A 15,274-nucleotide genomic window follows, 5' to 3' on the forward strand; every position below is an offset into this window, starting at 1 on the left:
GTCGCCGGTGGAGGAGGTCCTTGCGGGGATCTTCGCGAGGGTGCTTGATGTGCCGCGGGTGGGGGTGGACGACTCCTTCTTCGATCTGGGCGGTAACTCGCTGTCGGCGATGCGCGTGGTCGCAGCCGTACGGGAGTCCTTCGTCGACTCGGAGATCGGCGTACGCGCACTCCTCGAAACACCCACCGTCCGCGGTCTCAGCCGACAGCTCTACAACTGGACCGAAGCGGACGAACTGCCCGAGGTCGTACGTCTGCGACAGGGCACCGGCGACCCGCTCTTCTGTGTCCACCCCGGCGGCGGCGTCAGTTGGGCGTACCGCGCACTGGGGAGCGTACTGAAACGCCCGATCATCGGCATCCAGCAGACCGTCGACGACGGCGAACGGCCCCGCACCGTACGCGAGATGGCCGAGCACTACGCCGACCTCGTACAGGAGGAGCAGCCCGAGGGGCCCTACGACCTGCTCGGGTGGTCCTTCGGCGGCGTCGTCGCGCAGCAGCTTGCGATCACCTTGGAGCGCAGGGGAGCCCGGGTGCGACGACTGGTGCTCCTCGACGCCGCCCACGTCCTTGAGTCCGGCGCCGCCCGCCCCGCGGACGAGGAGTTCGACGAGGTCGATGTGCTGCGGTACTTCGTCTCCAAGAACGTCGAGCTGCCCGCCCCGCCCGAACTGACCTCCCGCGAGCAGATGGTGGAGTGGATCGAGAGCCGGACCACCCTCGCAGCCGCGCTCCCGCCCGCCTGGATGATCAGCCACGTCGTGCACAACCTCGGCTACAACTCGGAACTCTGGCACGGCCACACACCGGACGTCTTCAACGGCGCGGCCATCGTGTTCAAGGCAGCCGATGAGCAGACCGACCCGGGCTACTCGCGCGACTGGTCACCCCTCGTCGCCGGTGAGATCGCGGAGTACACCGTCGACTGCGCACACAACGACATCTTGAGCCCCGACGTACTGGACGTCTATGGCGACCAGCTCACAGCAGAACTGGAAGGACCCGTCGATGAGTAAAGCCGGTGAGTTTCCCTACGAGGGCGGGATCCACCCCAAGGGGTACACGTCCCGACCGTGGACGATCAGGCAACTGGCGGGCCTCGGCGACGGCCTCGACACCAACAAACGGTTCCACTACCTCCTCGACCGCGGTGAGACCGGCCTCTCCCTGGCGTTCGACCTGCCGACGCAGCTCGGCCTCGACCCCGACGACCCGACCGCCGTGGGCGAGGTCGGCCGCGCCGGCGTGTCGGTGGCCACGGTCGACGACCTGGCGGCGGTGTTCGACGGAATTCCGCTGGATCAGGTGTCGGTCTCCTTCACCATCAACGCGACCGCGCCGATGATCCTCGCCCTGTGGATCGTGGTGGCGGAGGAGTCGGGCGTCGATCCCGCGCTGCTGCGCGGCACCCTGCAGAACGAGATGCTGAAGGAGCACGCGGCCCGCAAGGCGTTCGTCTTCGACCTGGACGACAGCTTCCGCTTCTCCCTGGACGTCATCGAGTACTGCGTACGCCATCTGCCCAAGGTCAACCCCGTCTCCATCTCCGGCGGGCACGCCCGCGAAGCCGGTGCGACCCGGTCCCTCGAAGTGGCACTCGGCATCGCCGACGCCGAGCAGTACCTCCACGGCATGCTGGCACGCGGCTTCACCGTCGACGCGGTCGCACCACGGCTGAGCTTCATCTTCGGCACCCACATGGAACTGCTCGCCGAGGCCGCGAAGTTCCGGGTGCTGCGGCGCATGTACGCGACCCGCATGGTGGACCTCTTCGGCGCCACCGACGTGAAGTCGACCCGCATGCGCATCCAGGTCAACACCTTCGGCTCGGCACTGGCCGCCGACGAACCGCTCAACAACATCGCGCGCACCACCGTCCAGGCCATGGCCGCCGTTCTGGGCGGAGTGCAGTCGCTGCACGTCTGCGGTTTCGACGAGGCGGCCCAGACCCCCGGACAACTGTCCGCGCGCATTGCCCTGCGGGTCCAGCAGATCCTCCTGAAGGAAACCGATCTGGCCCGCCACATCGACCCCCTCGGCGGATCCGACGCGATATCCCGCATCGCCGACGAGATCGAGGCGGAAGCGGCGGGCTGGCTCGACGACATCGCTGCCCGTGGCGGGCTGCTGAGCTGTCTGCGCAGCGGCTGGCTCGAGTCGCGCATCGACGAGATGGCCTACACCGGCGTCGGACCCTCCGTCGGCGTCGACGACGCCGAGGAGTCCGAGGAAGAGGCCTGGCTCACCGAACGGCAACTGCGCTCCGGTGTCGTACCGGGGCGGCGCAGGCCCTTCCAGCGGGGGACCTGTGATGCCGAACTGCGCGCCCTGACCGACGACGTCATCTCCGGGCGCAACGTCATGGAATCCATGATCGCGGCCGCCCGGGCCCGCGCCAGCATCGGCCAGATGCAGCGCGCGGTCGCCGACGGCCTGGCCGCCGCGGCCCCCCAGCGCACGCCGTGACCCCGAAACCCCGAATCCCTGAATTCCCGAAACCCCGAAACCCGAGTGAAGAGCGAGCAGAGATGAATCAGAAGCTGTCCGACACCATCACCGCCATCTGGGAGCGCGCCACCGGCGTGGACGGCCTCACTCCCGAGGACAACTTCTTCGACCTCGGCGGAGACTCCCTGGTGGCGGCGAAGATCCTCGCACTGGTCGATCGGGAGTACGGCCTCGAAGCCGAGATGAACCTGCTGTTCGACAATCCCACGATCGAAGAGTTCGTCGAAGCCGTCGACGAGGAGCTGGCCGCCGTGCCGCAACGGGGGGCCGGTGCATGACCGCACAGGAATATCTCTCGCTGTGGGGCGGCCCGGCGGAGCCGGACTGTTTCCTCACCAGCTTCCTGCGGCACGTCGACGACGATCCGGAGCGCGTCGCGGTCGTCGACGCGGGCCGCGACTACACCTACCGGGACCTCGCGGCCTGGGCGGGGGCCTTGTCCGCCGACCTGCGCGCCGCCGGTGTGACCTCCGGGGACCGCGTCGCGGTGACCCTGCCCCGCGGCGCGGGCGCGGTGGCCGCGCTGCTCGGCGTGATGCTCGGCGGCGCCACGTACGTACCGCTCGACCCCGAATACCCCACCGAGCGACTTCAGTTCATGATCGACGACTGTGTGCCGCAGGCCCTCATCGCCGCTGAGCACACCGGTGTGCGGTACGACGGCCCGATGGTGCGCGTCGGCGAGGCACCCCAGGCGATCGAGTCCGCGACCGCGACCGCGACCGAGTCCGCGACCGAGTCCGCGTCCGTGGGCGTCCGCCCGGTCCCGTGCGACCCCGACCTGCCCGTCTACGTCATCTACACCTCCGGATCGACCGGCTGGCCCAAGGGTGTGGCCCTGTCCCACCGCTGCGTGGACGCGATGGTCGACTGGCAGGTGTCCCACTCGCCGCGGCCGGACCTGCGCACCGCCCAGTTCGCCCCGTTGAACTTCGACGTGTCGTTCCAGGAGATCCTCGGCACGCTGTGCGGGGGCGGCACGCTGTCGATCATGCCGGAGGAGTTGCGCCGCGAGCCGGGGCGGCTGTTGCGCTGGCTGGCCGAGAACCGGATCGAGCGGCTGTTCGTCCCGTTCGTCGCCCTGCAGATGCTGGCTGTGACGGCACGGCCGGAAGTCCTGGAGAGGCTGCGTCTGGTCGAGGTGAACACGGCGGGGGAGCAGATCGTCTGCTCGGAGGACATCCGGTCGATGTTCGCCGGGCTGCCCGGCTGCCGACTGGTCAACCACTACGGTCAGAGCGAGTCCGCCATGGTCAGCTCGCACGTCCTGCCCGCCGACCCGCAGTCCTGGCCGCACCTCCCGCCGATCGGTGTCCCCCTGCCCGGATGCGAGGTGCTCGTCGACCCGGAGGACCCGGACACCCCGCACATCGGTGAACTCCTCGTCGCGGGACACCCGTTGTCGGACGGCTACCTGGGGCGGCCCGAACTCACCTCCCAGCGGTACGTCACCGTCGCGCCCACACCGGCCGGGCACACCCGCGCCTTCCGCACCGGCGACCTGGTCGAACTCACCCCGGACGGCGTGCGCTTCCTGTCCCGCCTCGACGACCAGATCAAGATCCGCGGAATCCGTGTGGACCTCCTCGAAGTCGACGCGCAACTCCTCGCGGACCCGGGGGTCGCCGCCGCCGCGACGGCCATGGTGACGAGCAGGTCAGGGCACGCCAGCCTGCGCGCGGCGGTCGTACGCCGCGCGGGCCGCACCGAACCGGCCGAGGCCGCCACGCTCGGCCGACTGCGCGAGGTGCTGCCCACGGTGTCGGTCCCGCTCTCGGTGACCGAGCTGACCGAGCTGCCGAGAACACCCAGCGGGAAGATCGACCGTGAGGCCGTCGTGGAGCTGATATCCGACGACCTGGTCCGGCGCCGACGCCGCCGCAAGGACGGCCGCGCATGACGACGATCCTGCACGAGCGGCTCGCGGACGCGGGCCAGTACGCACTGTGGGCGGAAGCGCAGATCGATCCGGCCATCAGCGGCGGCGGATACTTCGTGGTCACCCTCCACGGGGCCGTCGAGGAGCGGCAGGTGGAAGCGGCGGCACGGGCCGTCCTGCACCGCCATGAGCCGCTGCGGTCGGTGCTCCGTCTCGTCGACGGCCAACTGCGCCAGTGCGTCCTCACGGCCCAGGACGCCTGTTCCTTCGACAGTGCCGAACTCCCCTGCGAGCAGGGCACCGAGAGGGAGGCCGTCCGCGCCTGGCGGGCACAGCCCGAGCAACGCCGCCACTGGGACCTGTCCACCGAGGCACCGATCCGCTTCCACCTCCTCACCCATGGCGCCGACCGCTGCTCGGTCGTGTTCGCCGCGCACCACGCGGGCTTCGACGGGCGCAGCAAGTTCGTGGTGGCCCGGGACTTCTCGCAGTACCTACGGGACATCCGGCAGGGCCGGTCGGTGGACCCGACGCCGCTGGCCGCGCCCGAAACCCCCACCGCTCCCGCCGAGGTGACCGAGGAGGCGATCGCCTTCTGGCGTGCCGCCGTCGACAGGGCCGAGCCGGTGGCCCTGCCCGAGGGAGGGCGCCTCGGGCAGCGTACGGTCACCTCCTCGCCGACCGTCGACCTGGACCCGGCCGCGGTCGCCACCCTGCGGGAGACGGCACGGTCGATGAAGGTGAGTACCTTCACCATGCTCCTGGCGGCACTGACCCGTCAGCTCGCCGTCTACGACAACAGCACCGCGCTCCTCGCCCTGGCATCCGACGTGAGCGACGAGCACACGGGTCAGGTCGCGGGCCTCCAGATCAACGTGGTCCCCGTGGCCTTCGCCATCACCCCGCAGGCGTCGGCCGAGCAGTCGGTGGCCACCGCACGCGGAGCCCTTGCCCACCTGGCGCGCTACCGCAGGGTGCCGTTCGTCGACCTGGTCGCAGGCGTGCGGGGCAAACCGCTGGCCCGGCTCAGCACGGAACTCGGCCTCTCCTTCCCCCGGGCCCCGGCAGGTCTCGACCTCCAGATCCCAGGCCTGCGCGCCGACTGGGACTTCTTCACACCCAACACGTCCGCGACCCTGGCAAGGACGCTCCAGATCCGGGCGGACTGGCCACACTGCCGGGTACGCCTCGACTATCGCAAGGACCTCATGGGGGCGCCGGAGGCGGAGCAGCTCCTGACCGACTTCCGTACCGCCGTCTCGGACTTCGCGGCGAACCGTACGACGTCCTCGGTCACCACGGCGGTGGCGGACCGGCCCGCCGCCACCGCCCCGGGCGGCGACCCCTACCTGTGTGCGGGAGTCGCCGCCGGGACGGTGCGGGACGAGGACCCGCCGAACCCGCCCCGCCTGCTCCCCGCGGACGGCTGCGCGTTCACGGCGCACGGCCCCTCGGGGCGCCCCCTGCCGCATGCCGTCGCGGGGGAGCTGCGGGTACGTCTCCCCGACGGGCGCGTCGTACGGACCGGGGACCGCGGCCATGTCTCCGCGGACGGCACCGTGCGGCTCCTGGGGCCGAACGACGGCCGGTGGCTGCGCACCCGCGGCCTCATCGACGCCGCGACCGTCACCCGCGTCGCCCGGACCCACCCATGGGTCGACGAAGCGGAGGTGCGCCTGGAGCAGGCCCGCACGCGGAGCGCGGTCCTCGTCGTGACCGGCGCAGACCCCGGCGCCCCGAGCGTGCGTGAGCTCCGCGCCCACCTGCGGCAGTGGCTGCACGGCGGTGACCTCCCCGGACGCATCAGGGTCACCCGCCGGGACCCCGGCACGGACGGCACCGAAGCAGCAAACACCACAGCGATCAGCACCACAGCGTTCAACACCCAAGAAGTCAGCACCAAGGAGGACGACCATGGATGAGCTTTCGGCAGCCGTGACGGCGGGGGCCTCCGCCGATGTACTCGAACGCACTCCGGTGCCCCGCGAGTACACCGCGGCCTACCTGCGCGCCGAAGACATCGGCATCTTCGCGGGCATGGACGACAAGGACGTACGGAAGTCCATCCACATCGGAAGTGTCCCGATGCCAGAGCTCGCGCCGGACGAGGTCCTGGTGGCCGTCATGGCCGCGGCGATGAACTACAACACGATCTGGTCGGCCACTTTCGAGCCGCTGCCCACCTTCAGCTTCCTGCGTCACTACGGCAAGCAGGGCGGCTGGGCGGCACGGCACGACCAGCCGTACCACGTGCTCGGCTCGGACGCCGCGGGTGTGATCGTGCGGATCGGTGACGGCGTACGGAACTGGAAGGTCGGCGACCATGTGACCGTGGCGACGGCGCACGTCGACGACCAGGACCCGCTCACCCACCACGACGGCATGATGGGCGCCGAGCAGCGCGCGTGGGGGTTCGAGACCAACTTCGGCGGCCTCGCCGACTACGCGGTCGTCCGGGCGAGCCAACTGCTCCCCAAGGCCGCCCACCTCAGTTGGGAGGAAGCGGCCAGCAACCCCCTGTGCGCGGGGACGGCCTACCGGATGCTCGTCAGCGAGCGCGGCGCCAACATGCGCCAGGGCGACGTGGTGCTCGTCTGGGGCGCCGCGGGCGGACTCGGCGGCTACGCCGTGCAGCTCGTGCGCAACGGCGGTGGCATCCCGATCGGCATCGTCAGCTCGGACAAGAAGGCCGAGATCGCCCGCAGCCTCGGCTGCGAACTGGTGATCGACCGGCGTGAGATCGGTGAGATCTCGGCCGACCCGGACGTCACCGTGGCGACGGGCAAGCGCCTCGGCAAGATCATTCGGCGTGAGGTCGGCGAGGACCCGAACATCGTGTTCGAGCACGTCGGCCGCGACACCTTCGGCATCTCGGTGTTCGTGGCCAGGCGCGGCGGCACCGTGGTGACCTGCGGATCGAGCACGGGATACGAGCACTCCTTCGACAACCGCTATCTGTGGATGCGCCTGAAGAAGATCATCGGCAGTCACGGGGCGAACCTGTACGAGCAGTGGCAGGTGAACCGCCTCATCCAGCGCGGACGCGTGCTGCCGATGCTGTCCGAGGTGTATCCGTTCCTGGAGACGCCCGAGGCCGCACGCATGATCCAGTTGAACGAACACCTCGGCAAGGTCGGGGTGCTCTGCCTCGCGCCGGAAGCGGGTCTCGGCGTGACCGATCCCGCGCTGCGCGCGCAGATCGGCGAGGACCGGATCACACCGCTGATGACGGCATGACGACGCAGGACCCGATGCTGACGCGGACACAGGACAGGCCGGGGGACCGATGAACCGTATCCGAGTGGTGGTCGCCAAACCGGGCCTCGACGGCCACGACCGCGGTGCGAAAGTGGTGGCGCGGGCGCTGCGCGACGCCGGTATGGAGGTCATCTACACCGGACTGCGGCAGACGCCCGAGCAGATCGTCAGCACCACGCTCCAGGAAGGCGCCGACGCCGTCGGCCTTTCCCTGCTGTCGGGCGCCCACATGGAACTGGTGCCCCGCGTACTGAAACTGCTCGCCGACAACGACGAGGCGGACGTGCCGGTCTTCTGCGGCGGCATCATCCCGCCGGGGGACGCACGACAGCTCGTCGAGATGGGTGTGCGCAGGGTCTTCACGTCCCGCGACTCGCTCCAGGAGATCGTCGACTGGGCGCGCGCCCACCTGCGCTCACTCGACGCGATGGACTGACCCGTCCCCGTCCCCGTCCCCGTCCCCGCCGCCGTCCCTGTCCCTGTCCCCGTCCGCGCCCGCACCCTCGTCGGCCGCGTCCCCCGCAGTCCTCGCGGGGGCCGCGGCCGCACGCGTGTTGACGTACGTGGTCAACTGCCGCACCTGCCGTTCCAGGTTCTTGATGCGGTCCAGGATGTCCTCGGGAAGATTCGGCATCAGGGGCCCTCCATGCCTTCGAGGAAGAGTTCCGCCGTTTCGGCGCGGCCCCGCTCGGGGGCGGTGACCTTGACTCCGATGACGCGGTACGACGCGTCGAGGCCCTCGCTGAACCACACGTCGTGGATGCGCAGCCGCACGGTCGTCCCGAGGAGCGAGGGCGTGGTGTCCGCGTCGAGGCGGACACGGACGGCTGGGATCACGACCGGGCCGCCGAGCGCGGCCAATTCGGTACGGGCCAGCGCGTCGAGTGTGGCCTTGTCGGTGACGTTGCTGTGGTCGGACGTGGTGTCCAGACGCGGGAAACCGGCTCCGATGAGGGCCTGCGCCACGTGCTCGTCCGAGATGACGGGGCGCTGAGCGCCTTCGGGCGTGCCCCCGCGGGCGCGCGCGGTGGTGCCGCCGCGGGTGGCGTCCCGGGGGAAGGAGTACGTGAGGATGTCCCCCGGCAGGTCCAGGACCGTGGTGCCCTCGCCGACGTCGATGCGCGGGACGCCGAACAGCAGCCGCTGCGCGCGCCGACCGGTCGCCGGGTCGCGGTACACGCTCACCAGGTACTCGAATCCCGGCTCCATCGCCGCCAGTTGTGCGATCGCCTCCTCCACCGGCGTCTCGTCGCCGTCCAGGTACGTCACCGTGCGCCGGGTGCCCGGGGGTGCGGGCGCGAAGCCGACACCGATGTCGCCGCCGGGCATCTCCTGGATGTGCTCCCACAGGCCGCGCACGATGGTGAGGTCGTCGGTGTCGGTGTACGTGAGGTTCCGCCGGATGTGGCGGCGGCCCGCGTACGAGTCGAAGGTGGCGGCCTGGAGCGCGACGGTGACCATGCCCTGCTCGTCCATGGCCGGGGTGAGCGTCCACACGATGCCGCCCCAGCACACCTGGTCGCCGCGTTCGAGGTAGACGGCGGTACGGCCCTCCACCAAATCCCTGACCCGCCGCGCCATCCGCCGGTTGGGCACCGGCAGGGTGGCGCTGAGGGAGCCCGGCTTGCCGATGTAGTCGTCGAACTCCAGGCCTTGCAGGGGCAGGACGTCGATGGGGGTGCCCGTGCACAGGTCGGCGAAGTACGCGAGGTAGGGGCTGTCCACGACTCAGGCGACCGGGTCGATACGGATGAAGCGGCTGTCGAACCAGGTCTTGGGCGACCCGGCCTTGTGGGCGGCGGTGGCGATGTACACGACGCCCGGGGTGAGGGGGCCCACGGGGAAGTTGTTGAACACCGAGGCCGAACCCGCGCCGGTGTAGACGGCGGCGACATCGTCGGAAGCGGTGACGACGAGTGCGCCGCCCGCCTTCGGCCGGACGTTCACGGAGAAGAAACCGCCCCCGCCCTCGCCCGCGATGCGCGCCCCGACCGCGATGTGCACCCATGTCGACGACGGTGCGGTGAACTCGGCGGTGAGCGGTCCGGCGTCGGTGAGGGTCTCGGTGTACGCCGTGGACGCGGTGTGCCCAAGGGCCGAGCTGCGTTTGAGCATGGCGTCGGGGATGTACTGCTGCCACCGGTTGCCGTCCCAGCGCTGTAGGCGACCGCCCGCGTCCCGGTACTGCCCGACGTACGTGCCCTGGGCGCCGTGCCCGCCCCCCGCGGGCAGGATGCCGCCGAGCGCGGCGGTGTAGCGGCGCCGGTCGGCGACGGCCGTCGCCCAGGTGATGCCCCGCGTGGCGGAGGCGCCCGCCGGTACCGACACCTCGTACAGGAGCTCGGCGCTCTTCGGCAGCGGGGGCGGCACCGGCGCGCTCGCGGGGGTGCCCTGGACGATCTCCAGGACGGCCTCGTAGCGCCCCGATGCGTCGTAGTCGGCGTCGTACACCCGCACCACGAGCGCGTCGATGCGCGGCAGCGTCGCGTGGCCGTCGGCGAAGGGGAGCTGGGTGTCGGCGTCCACGGTGACCGGGTAGCCGCCCTGCGCCGCCGCGGAGCCGCCGGGCACCCACAGCCGGCCGGGGGAGAGGCGGGCCTGCATGCTGGTGGCCGCGCTGCCGGTGAGCTGGAGCCCGCCCACGGCACAGCCGCCGCGGGCGGTCAGCGGGCCCGAGGAGGCCATCCCCAGGCTCATGGCGAGCCGGGTGTCCTCCCGGGTCTGTCCGGTGGGCTGATGCCATGCGGAACGTGTCGTCATGGAACTCTCCAGGATTGCCGGTCGGCGAGGTCGCCGGTCGATGGATGGGGCGCCGCCCCGCGCGCCCGATGCGAGCCGTGCTCCGTACGGCGGCCGTGCTCCGTACGGGGACTGTGCTCCGTACGCGGGCCGCGCCCGCGGCGTGGCTTCACCACTCGGCCGAGCGCCAGGCGACGGTGGCCGACGCGAGCTCCACGTCGCCGGACGCGGCCCGGAAGGACAGCCGGGACGCGCCCGGGGCCAGGGTGAACAGTTCCTCGGGGACGCTGCCGACGACCGCGGTGTGACGGCGTGAGGACGTTTCGTTGAACAGCACGGAGCCTTCGGCCGTGTCGACCTCCAGCACATCCCCGAGCGACAGGGACAGGTCGTACTCCAGCCAGGTGCCGCTGTCGTGGTTCGCCAGGCGCGGGCCCACACACGGCCCGGTGAAGGTGATCAGCGGGTGGGCGGGCGCGCTGCCCGAGTTGTCCACCGTCACCTCGCCGACGGACCCAGGGGCGCCCCAGCTCAACGGCCACGTCAACGGCCAGGTCAGGCCGGGCTCCCGGCGCGGAAGACCCATCGTGACCCGGCGCGCCACGCTCTCGTAGCGCCGCGGGTCCATGGCCTTCCACTGGATCGTCACCTTGGCCAGTCGCCCTGCGAGGAACTGCCGGTCCGTGGGCACCACGCGCTGGGTGACCCGCGCCCGCACAGCGAGCGTCTCACCGTGCAGGCGCACCGCGAGCCACTCCTCCTCGTCCCGTATCCCGGTGGCGGCTCGCAGCGTGCGCAGGGCGTCGAGGGCCGCCTCGGAGCCGCCGTCCGGGTCGGGGGCGAGCCACAGTTGCGCGGTGACGGTGCGGGGCTGTGCCCACTGGGTGCCCGGCCAGCCGCCGTGCCCCGCGGGGCGGTTGGCGTCGGACGACTCCAGGCCCGGCAGCTCCTCCCAGCCGGTGAGGCCCTCGGCCGCGACCCAGTAGGCGGTGCCGGGCCCGGTCAGGAGCTCCGCCCACTGCACCTGCCCGTCCCTGTCGATCAGCGCGCCGGGCCCGGCGGCGGCGATCTCCGCCGCGCCGGGCGCGCCGGATCCGTAGCGCGTCCTTGCGTTCATCCGCTCACCACCCCACCCCTGGCCTTCATCGGGGCCTCAGCCCCTGGCCTTCATCAGGAACATCAGGTCCTCCGCGGTCTGCCGGGCGCTGCCGCCGCGCGCCTCGTAGTAGTTCTCGATCACCACACCGCCGCGCTGCCGCGGCCCCGGCGCACGCACCGGCCCCACACCCGGCCGTGGCCCCCGCGCGAGCAGCGCCTCCAGCCTGTTCAGCGGCAACACGGCCTCGGCCTGCCCCGCCTCGCCGAGCAGGGCGAGCGTGCCACCGGCGCGCGGCAGCACGATGCCGCCACGGGCCAGGGTGGGGATCGTCGGGAGATTGACGCCGAAGGACTTGCCGCCGAAGGGCGGCGGCACCCATCCCGGGATGGACACCTTCACCTTGTTGAGCGCCCGGATCGCCGAGTTGACCAGGCCGATCACCGCGTTGATGGGCCCCTTGACGGCACCGAGGACGCTGTTGAAGACGCCTTTGGTGAAGTTCGCCAGACCGTTCCAGGCCCGGTGCAGGCCGTCGCGTACGGCACGGAACGCGGCCGGGACGCGCTCACGGAGGAAGTTCAGCGCCGGTCTGATCACCGCGAGGACCGCGCGGATCACGGTCGTGATGATGGTCTTGTAGATCGTGAAGTACGTCTTCACGACGGTCCAGATCACCCGCAGGACGACCTGGAAGGCGACCTTGATGCCGTTCCAGGTCGCCTGCACGACCTGCCGGGCCGCCCGCATCGTCGTGCCGATCACCTGCCCGATGATCCGGAACGCCGTCCGCACGATGCGCTGCACGGTCTTGGACTGCATCGCCATGTCGACGAGCTTGGTGATCAGCGGGAGCAGCAGCGCCATGATCGCGCCGAAGACGTTCGCCTTCATGGCGGTGTTCAGGCCGCGCTGCGCGGTGGTGACGCCCTGGAGGCCCGTCTTCATCCGCCCCATGAGACCGCCGCCGCGCGTGGCCGACTTCCCGGCGCCGTCCATGGCCCTGTCGGCCTGCCGCGCACTGCGGGCGGCGGCGTCCGCCTGCGTCTTGACCCCGCGGAAGGAACTCGCCGTGCGGTCGAGACCCCCCTTGATCCGGCTGACGGCCCGATCCGCCTGCTGCACGGTCGCACGCAGCTTGCCGACGCCGGACTCGGCCTGCCCCGCACCCGTCCGCAGACCACGGAATCCGGAGGCGGAGCGATTGAGGGCTTGTACGAGTGACATGGGTTGCCTCCTGCGGAGCTGAGGGGCCCGTCAGCCGAGGGAGCGGACAAGGCTGTTGATGCGCGCCTCGAGCCGGTTGATGTGGGCGGCCGTTTCGGTGAAGGTCCCCGTATTGGCCAGGGTGGCCCGCTGGGGCGGTGGGGTACCGGCGGCTCTGGCCCTCAGGGCATCCAGGCGGCGGTGCGCTCTTCCGGCTTCGCCACGTGCCGCGTTGGCGGCATCGAAGGCACGCCCGAGGGCCCTTCGGGTGTCCGCGATGGACGCCTTGAGATCTTCGGGCCGCAAGCCGGCCGCTTGGTCCCGCTGCTCCTGCAGCCCCTTCTGCAGGTGTTCGAGCAGGTTGAAGTCGAAGCTGGCAAGCTTGACGCTGCCGGTCACCGCCGCGAACTCCGCCTTCATCGCGGTGACTTCGGTCACCGACGCGACCGCGTCGACCTTCGCCAGGCCGCGCTCCAGCTTCCAGGTGAACGCCTGGTGCTCCGACTCCAATTTCTTCAGTCGGTCGTCCACACCTGCCATATGGTTCTCCGTTGTTCGGTTGGAGGGACTGTCAGCCGTACCGCGGGTGGTCAGCCGAAGAAGCGAGCCAGCTCGGCGGGCCCGGGAGCGTCGGCCGCGTCCGGATCGTCAGGCATGGCGTCGTCCACGCCAGGCCGGGGCACCGGCTGCGGCGCCTCCGACGCCGCCTCGTCCTCGTCGCGGTTGACGGACGTGAACATCCAGTTGGCGACGGCCAGATGGTCGACCACGGCGGCGAGCAGGTGATCGGTCAGCGACCACTGCGCCGCCTCCCCTTCGTGCGCGAACCGGAACGCGCTGTCCCGCGGCAAGTGCCGGACGAGCACGGCAAGCCGTCGCGACGACAGCTCGCCGCGGTACCAGTCGAGCAGATCCACGCCGTAGTGGCGCAGCAGATCCGCCTCCAGCGCCTCGGCGTGCTCCTCCACGAGCGCGCCGAGGCTCAGCCTTCCCCCACGCTCAGGCCGGTCTCCTCCCCGTACGCGTTGAGGATGGCGGCCACGTCCTGCACGCTCAGGTCGTGGTCGCCGAGCCGCTTGTACTGCTCGTCGCCCAGCAGCAGTGCGAGCAGGCCGTCCAGGTCGTCGTCGGCCAGGGACGAGAGGGCCTGGGCGGCGCGACGCGGGATCTCCGTGGGCAGCGAGAACGTCTCGCCGTCCACCTCGAACTCCCATTTCTGGCCCAGCGTTTCGAGCCGCTGGGCGCGGGCGGCGTTGACGTTGAAGGCGGGCATACGGCTCCTCGGTCCGGGGTGGCGGTGGCGGGCGGACCGCCGCGGCTACTTCGCGAATGCGGGGTCGTTCATGATCCAGGTGGCGAGGGGAGCGGCGTTGTCGACCGCGAGGGCCGTGAAGGTGATCCCGAGCTTGACCGAGGCGGCGCGGGTGAGCTGGAGCTCCTCGGTCTCGGTGACCTGGCCGCGGGCGATGGTGAAGCGGTACTTGATGACGTTGCCGTCGGAGAACTCCACGCCGAGCATCCGCTCGTCCTGCTTGGGCTCGGCGGCCACCTTGTACGTGTAGAGCTTGGCGCCCTCGGCGGTCTCGGTGACACCGTCACCGCCGAAGAAGAACGGCAGGGTGTCCTCGTTGAGCTGGAGCAGCGCGAACTTCACGGTGAGGTCGCGGTCGGAGTACACGAAGCGGGCCGGGCTCACGGACTGCCAGGTGTCCACCGGGTCGATCTTGTCCTTCTTGTTGAAGCGGATGCCGTCGGTGGTGGTGTAGCCCAGGTCCCGCCAGCCGGCCGCCCAGTTGGCGGTCACATCGGCGGGGGGCGTGGTGCCGAGCGGGGCGGTGAGGATGCGTCCCGTACCGGCGACACGGATCTCGTTCGGGTTCATTCCGGGCATGCTGACTCCTTCGGGCGGGTGCGCGGGAACGTCAGGCCGGTCGGATCGAGAGCCGGGTGGTGGACAGATAGCGGCTGGCGGCCTGCCGGTTGTAGTCGGGCAGCCAGCGCGGCCCGTCGGCCTCGACGGCGTCGGTGACGTAGGCGCTGCCGTACGTGGTGCCGCGCACGGTGAGCAGCGCCGTACGGGTCGCGGTGGCCACCGCGTGGGCCGTGGGCTTGTCGGGGCCGTAGACCTCCAGGTCGATCAGGGGCTGGTCCAGGTGCTGGTCGTCGACCCACGCCCCGCCCGCCCGGGACACCAGGACGGCCTTCTGGGTGCCGTCGAAACCCGGGGGCGTGCGGTTGTCGACGATGACTCCGGCCAGCTCGGGACGGCTCTTGAGATGGTCGACGACGAGGCGTTCGACGTCCGGGAACACGATGGGCGGATCACTCACGCGCGACTCCTTGCGTGGTCCGGGACACTCATTGTGACCCTCGGGTGAAGTGGGTGCAATGTGCCTGCAAGGCAACGCGGGGACTGTGTACGGGAACGTGATGCTCCGTCAATTGGTGCGTTATGCGCGGCAATTGGGGAGCCGAGGCCTCCGGGTGCGTGGGTCGCCTCCAGGCATCGGGTCGCCGCAGATGGCCCGGCGGTCGGTCGCCGCCCTGGCCTGTCTGCTGGTCATCGCGCTGACGGTCGCGGGTCTC

The 15,274-nt window shown here is 70.9% G+C and carries 17 protein-coding genes; 7 read left to right on the plus strand and 10 right to left on the minus strand.

The annotated features are described in order from the left end of the window. From IG78_RS0113820 to IG78_RS0113850, 7 genes are all read left to right on the plus strand, one after another. Positions 1-1,018: alpha/beta fold hydrolase (locus tag IG78_RS0113820; RefSeq protein WP_030562758.1), on the plus strand; the 1,018-nt coding region annotated here is incomplete at its 5' end. Beyond that, entirely contained in the window at positions 1,011-2,468 is a 1,458-nt protein-coding gene (locus IG78_RS0113825) for a methylmalonyl-CoA mutase family protein (protein ID WP_051852612.1), read from the plus strand. The genes IG78_RS0113820 and IG78_RS0113825, both read left to right, overlap by 8 nt. 62 nt (positions 2,469-2,530) lie before the next feature. Further along, positions 2,531-2,788, plus strand: coding sequence for an acyl carrier protein (locus IG78_RS0113830; protein ID WP_051852613.1), 258 nt, complete (start codon positions 2,531-2,533; stop codon positions 2,786-2,788). Continuing rightward, positions 2,785-4,410 (plus strand): amino acid adenylation domain-containing protein, encoded by a 1,626-nt coding sequence (locus tag IG78_RS0113835; RefSeq protein ID WP_051852614.1) that lies wholly within the window; start codon positions 2,785-2,787, stop codon positions 4,408-4,410. The genes IG78_RS0113830 and IG78_RS0113835 overlap by 4 nt, the downstream gene beginning before the upstream one ends. Beyond that, positions 4,407-6,311 carry a condensation domain-containing protein gene (locus IG78_RS44025; RefSeq protein ID WP_030562766.1) on the plus strand — a complete coding sequence of 635 codons (1,905 nt, stop codon included), beginning with the start codon at positions 4,407-4,409 and terminating at the stop codon, positions 6,309-6,311. The genes IG78_RS0113835 and IG78_RS44025 overlap by 4 nt, the downstream gene beginning before the upstream one ends. Continuing rightward, the gene (gene ccrA / locus IG78_RS0113845) at positions 6,304-7,626 is read left to right on the plus strand and encodes a crotonyl-CoA carboxylase/reductase (RefSeq protein ID WP_030562768.1); all 1,323 of its coding nucleotides are present in this window, start codon (positions 6,304-6,306) and stop codon (positions 7,624-7,626) included. Before IG78_RS44025 ends, ccrA begins: the two co-directional genes overlap by 8 nt. A 49-nt stretch (positions 7,627-7,675) precedes the next feature. Next, positions 7,676-8,083, plus strand: a complete 408-nt coding sequence (locus tag IG78_RS0113850; RefSeq protein WP_030562770.1) for a cobalamin B12-binding domain-containing protein — start codon at positions 7,676-7,678, stop codon at positions 8,081-8,083. On the opposite strand, the gene IG78_RS49165 is transcribed toward IG78_RS0113850, so the two are convergent. The 10 genes from IG78_RS49165 to IG78_RS0113900 form a co-directional block, all read right to left on the minus strand. Next, entirely contained in the window at positions 8,063-8,281 is a 219-nt protein-coding gene (locus IG78_RS49165; RefSeq protein WP_037685580.1) for a hypothetical protein, read from the minus strand. The genes IG78_RS0113850 and IG78_RS49165 overlap by 21 nt on opposite strands. Beyond that, positions 8,281-9,372, minus strand: coding sequence for a hypothetical protein (locus tag IG78_RS0113860; RefSeq protein WP_030562772.1), 1,092 nt, complete (start codon positions 9,370-9,372; stop codon positions 8,281-8,283). The genes IG78_RS49165 and IG78_RS0113860 overlap by 1 nt, the downstream gene beginning before the upstream one ends. 3 nt (positions 9,373-9,375) lie before the next feature. Then, a complete protein-coding gene (locus IG78_RS0113865; protein ID WP_030562774.1) occupies positions 9,376-10,407 on the minus strand; it encodes a hypothetical protein in 1,032 nt (343 codons plus the stop codon). 148 nt (positions 10,408-10,555) lie between these two features. Next, positions 10,556-11,503, minus strand: a complete 948-nt coding sequence (locus IG78_RS0113870) for a phage distal tail protein (RefSeq protein ID WP_051852615.1) — start codon at positions 11,501-11,503, stop codon at positions 10,556-10,558. Positions 11,504-11,539: 36 nt separating this feature from the next. Next, entirely contained in the window at positions 11,540-12,709 is a 1,170-nt protein-coding gene (locus IG78_RS0113875; RefSeq protein WP_030562777.1) for a phage tail family protein, read from the minus strand. A 30-nt stretch (positions 12,710-12,739) separates the two neighbouring features. Continuing rightward, on the minus strand, positions 12,740-13,228 hold the full coding sequence (locus IG78_RS0113880; RefSeq protein WP_030562779.1) for a hypothetical protein: 489 nt from the start codon (positions 13,226-13,228) through the stop codon (positions 12,740-12,742). Between the two features lie 50 nt (positions 13,229-13,278). After that, a complete protein-coding gene (locus tag IG78_RS0113885) occupies positions 13,279-13,605 on the minus strand; it encodes a hypothetical protein (protein WP_030562781.1) in 327 nt (108 codons plus the stop codon). A 65-nt stretch (positions 13,606-13,670) separates the two neighbouring features. Next, on the minus strand, positions 13,671-13,961 hold the full coding sequence (locus IG78_RS0113890; RefSeq protein WP_030562783.1) for a hypothetical protein: 291 nt from the start codon (positions 13,959-13,961) through the stop codon (positions 13,671-13,673). Between the two features lie 45 nt (positions 13,962-14,006). After that, on the minus strand, positions 14,007-14,579 hold the full coding sequence (locus IG78_RS0113895; RefSeq protein WP_030562784.1) for a phage tail tube protein: 573 nt from the start codon (positions 14,577-14,579) through the stop codon (positions 14,007-14,009). Positions 14,580-14,610: 31 nt separating this feature from the next. Further along, entirely contained in the window at positions 14,611-15,018 is a 408-nt protein-coding gene (locus IG78_RS0113900; protein ID WP_030562786.1) for a hypothetical protein, read from the minus strand. Between the last annotated feature and the right edge of the window lie 256 nt (positions 15,019-15,274).

This window comes from Streptomyces aureocirculatus (assembly GCF_000720475.1).
GTDB classification, from domain to species: Bacteria; Actinomycetota; Actinomycetes; order Streptomycetales; family Streptomycetaceae; genus Streptomyces; species Streptomyces aureocirculatus.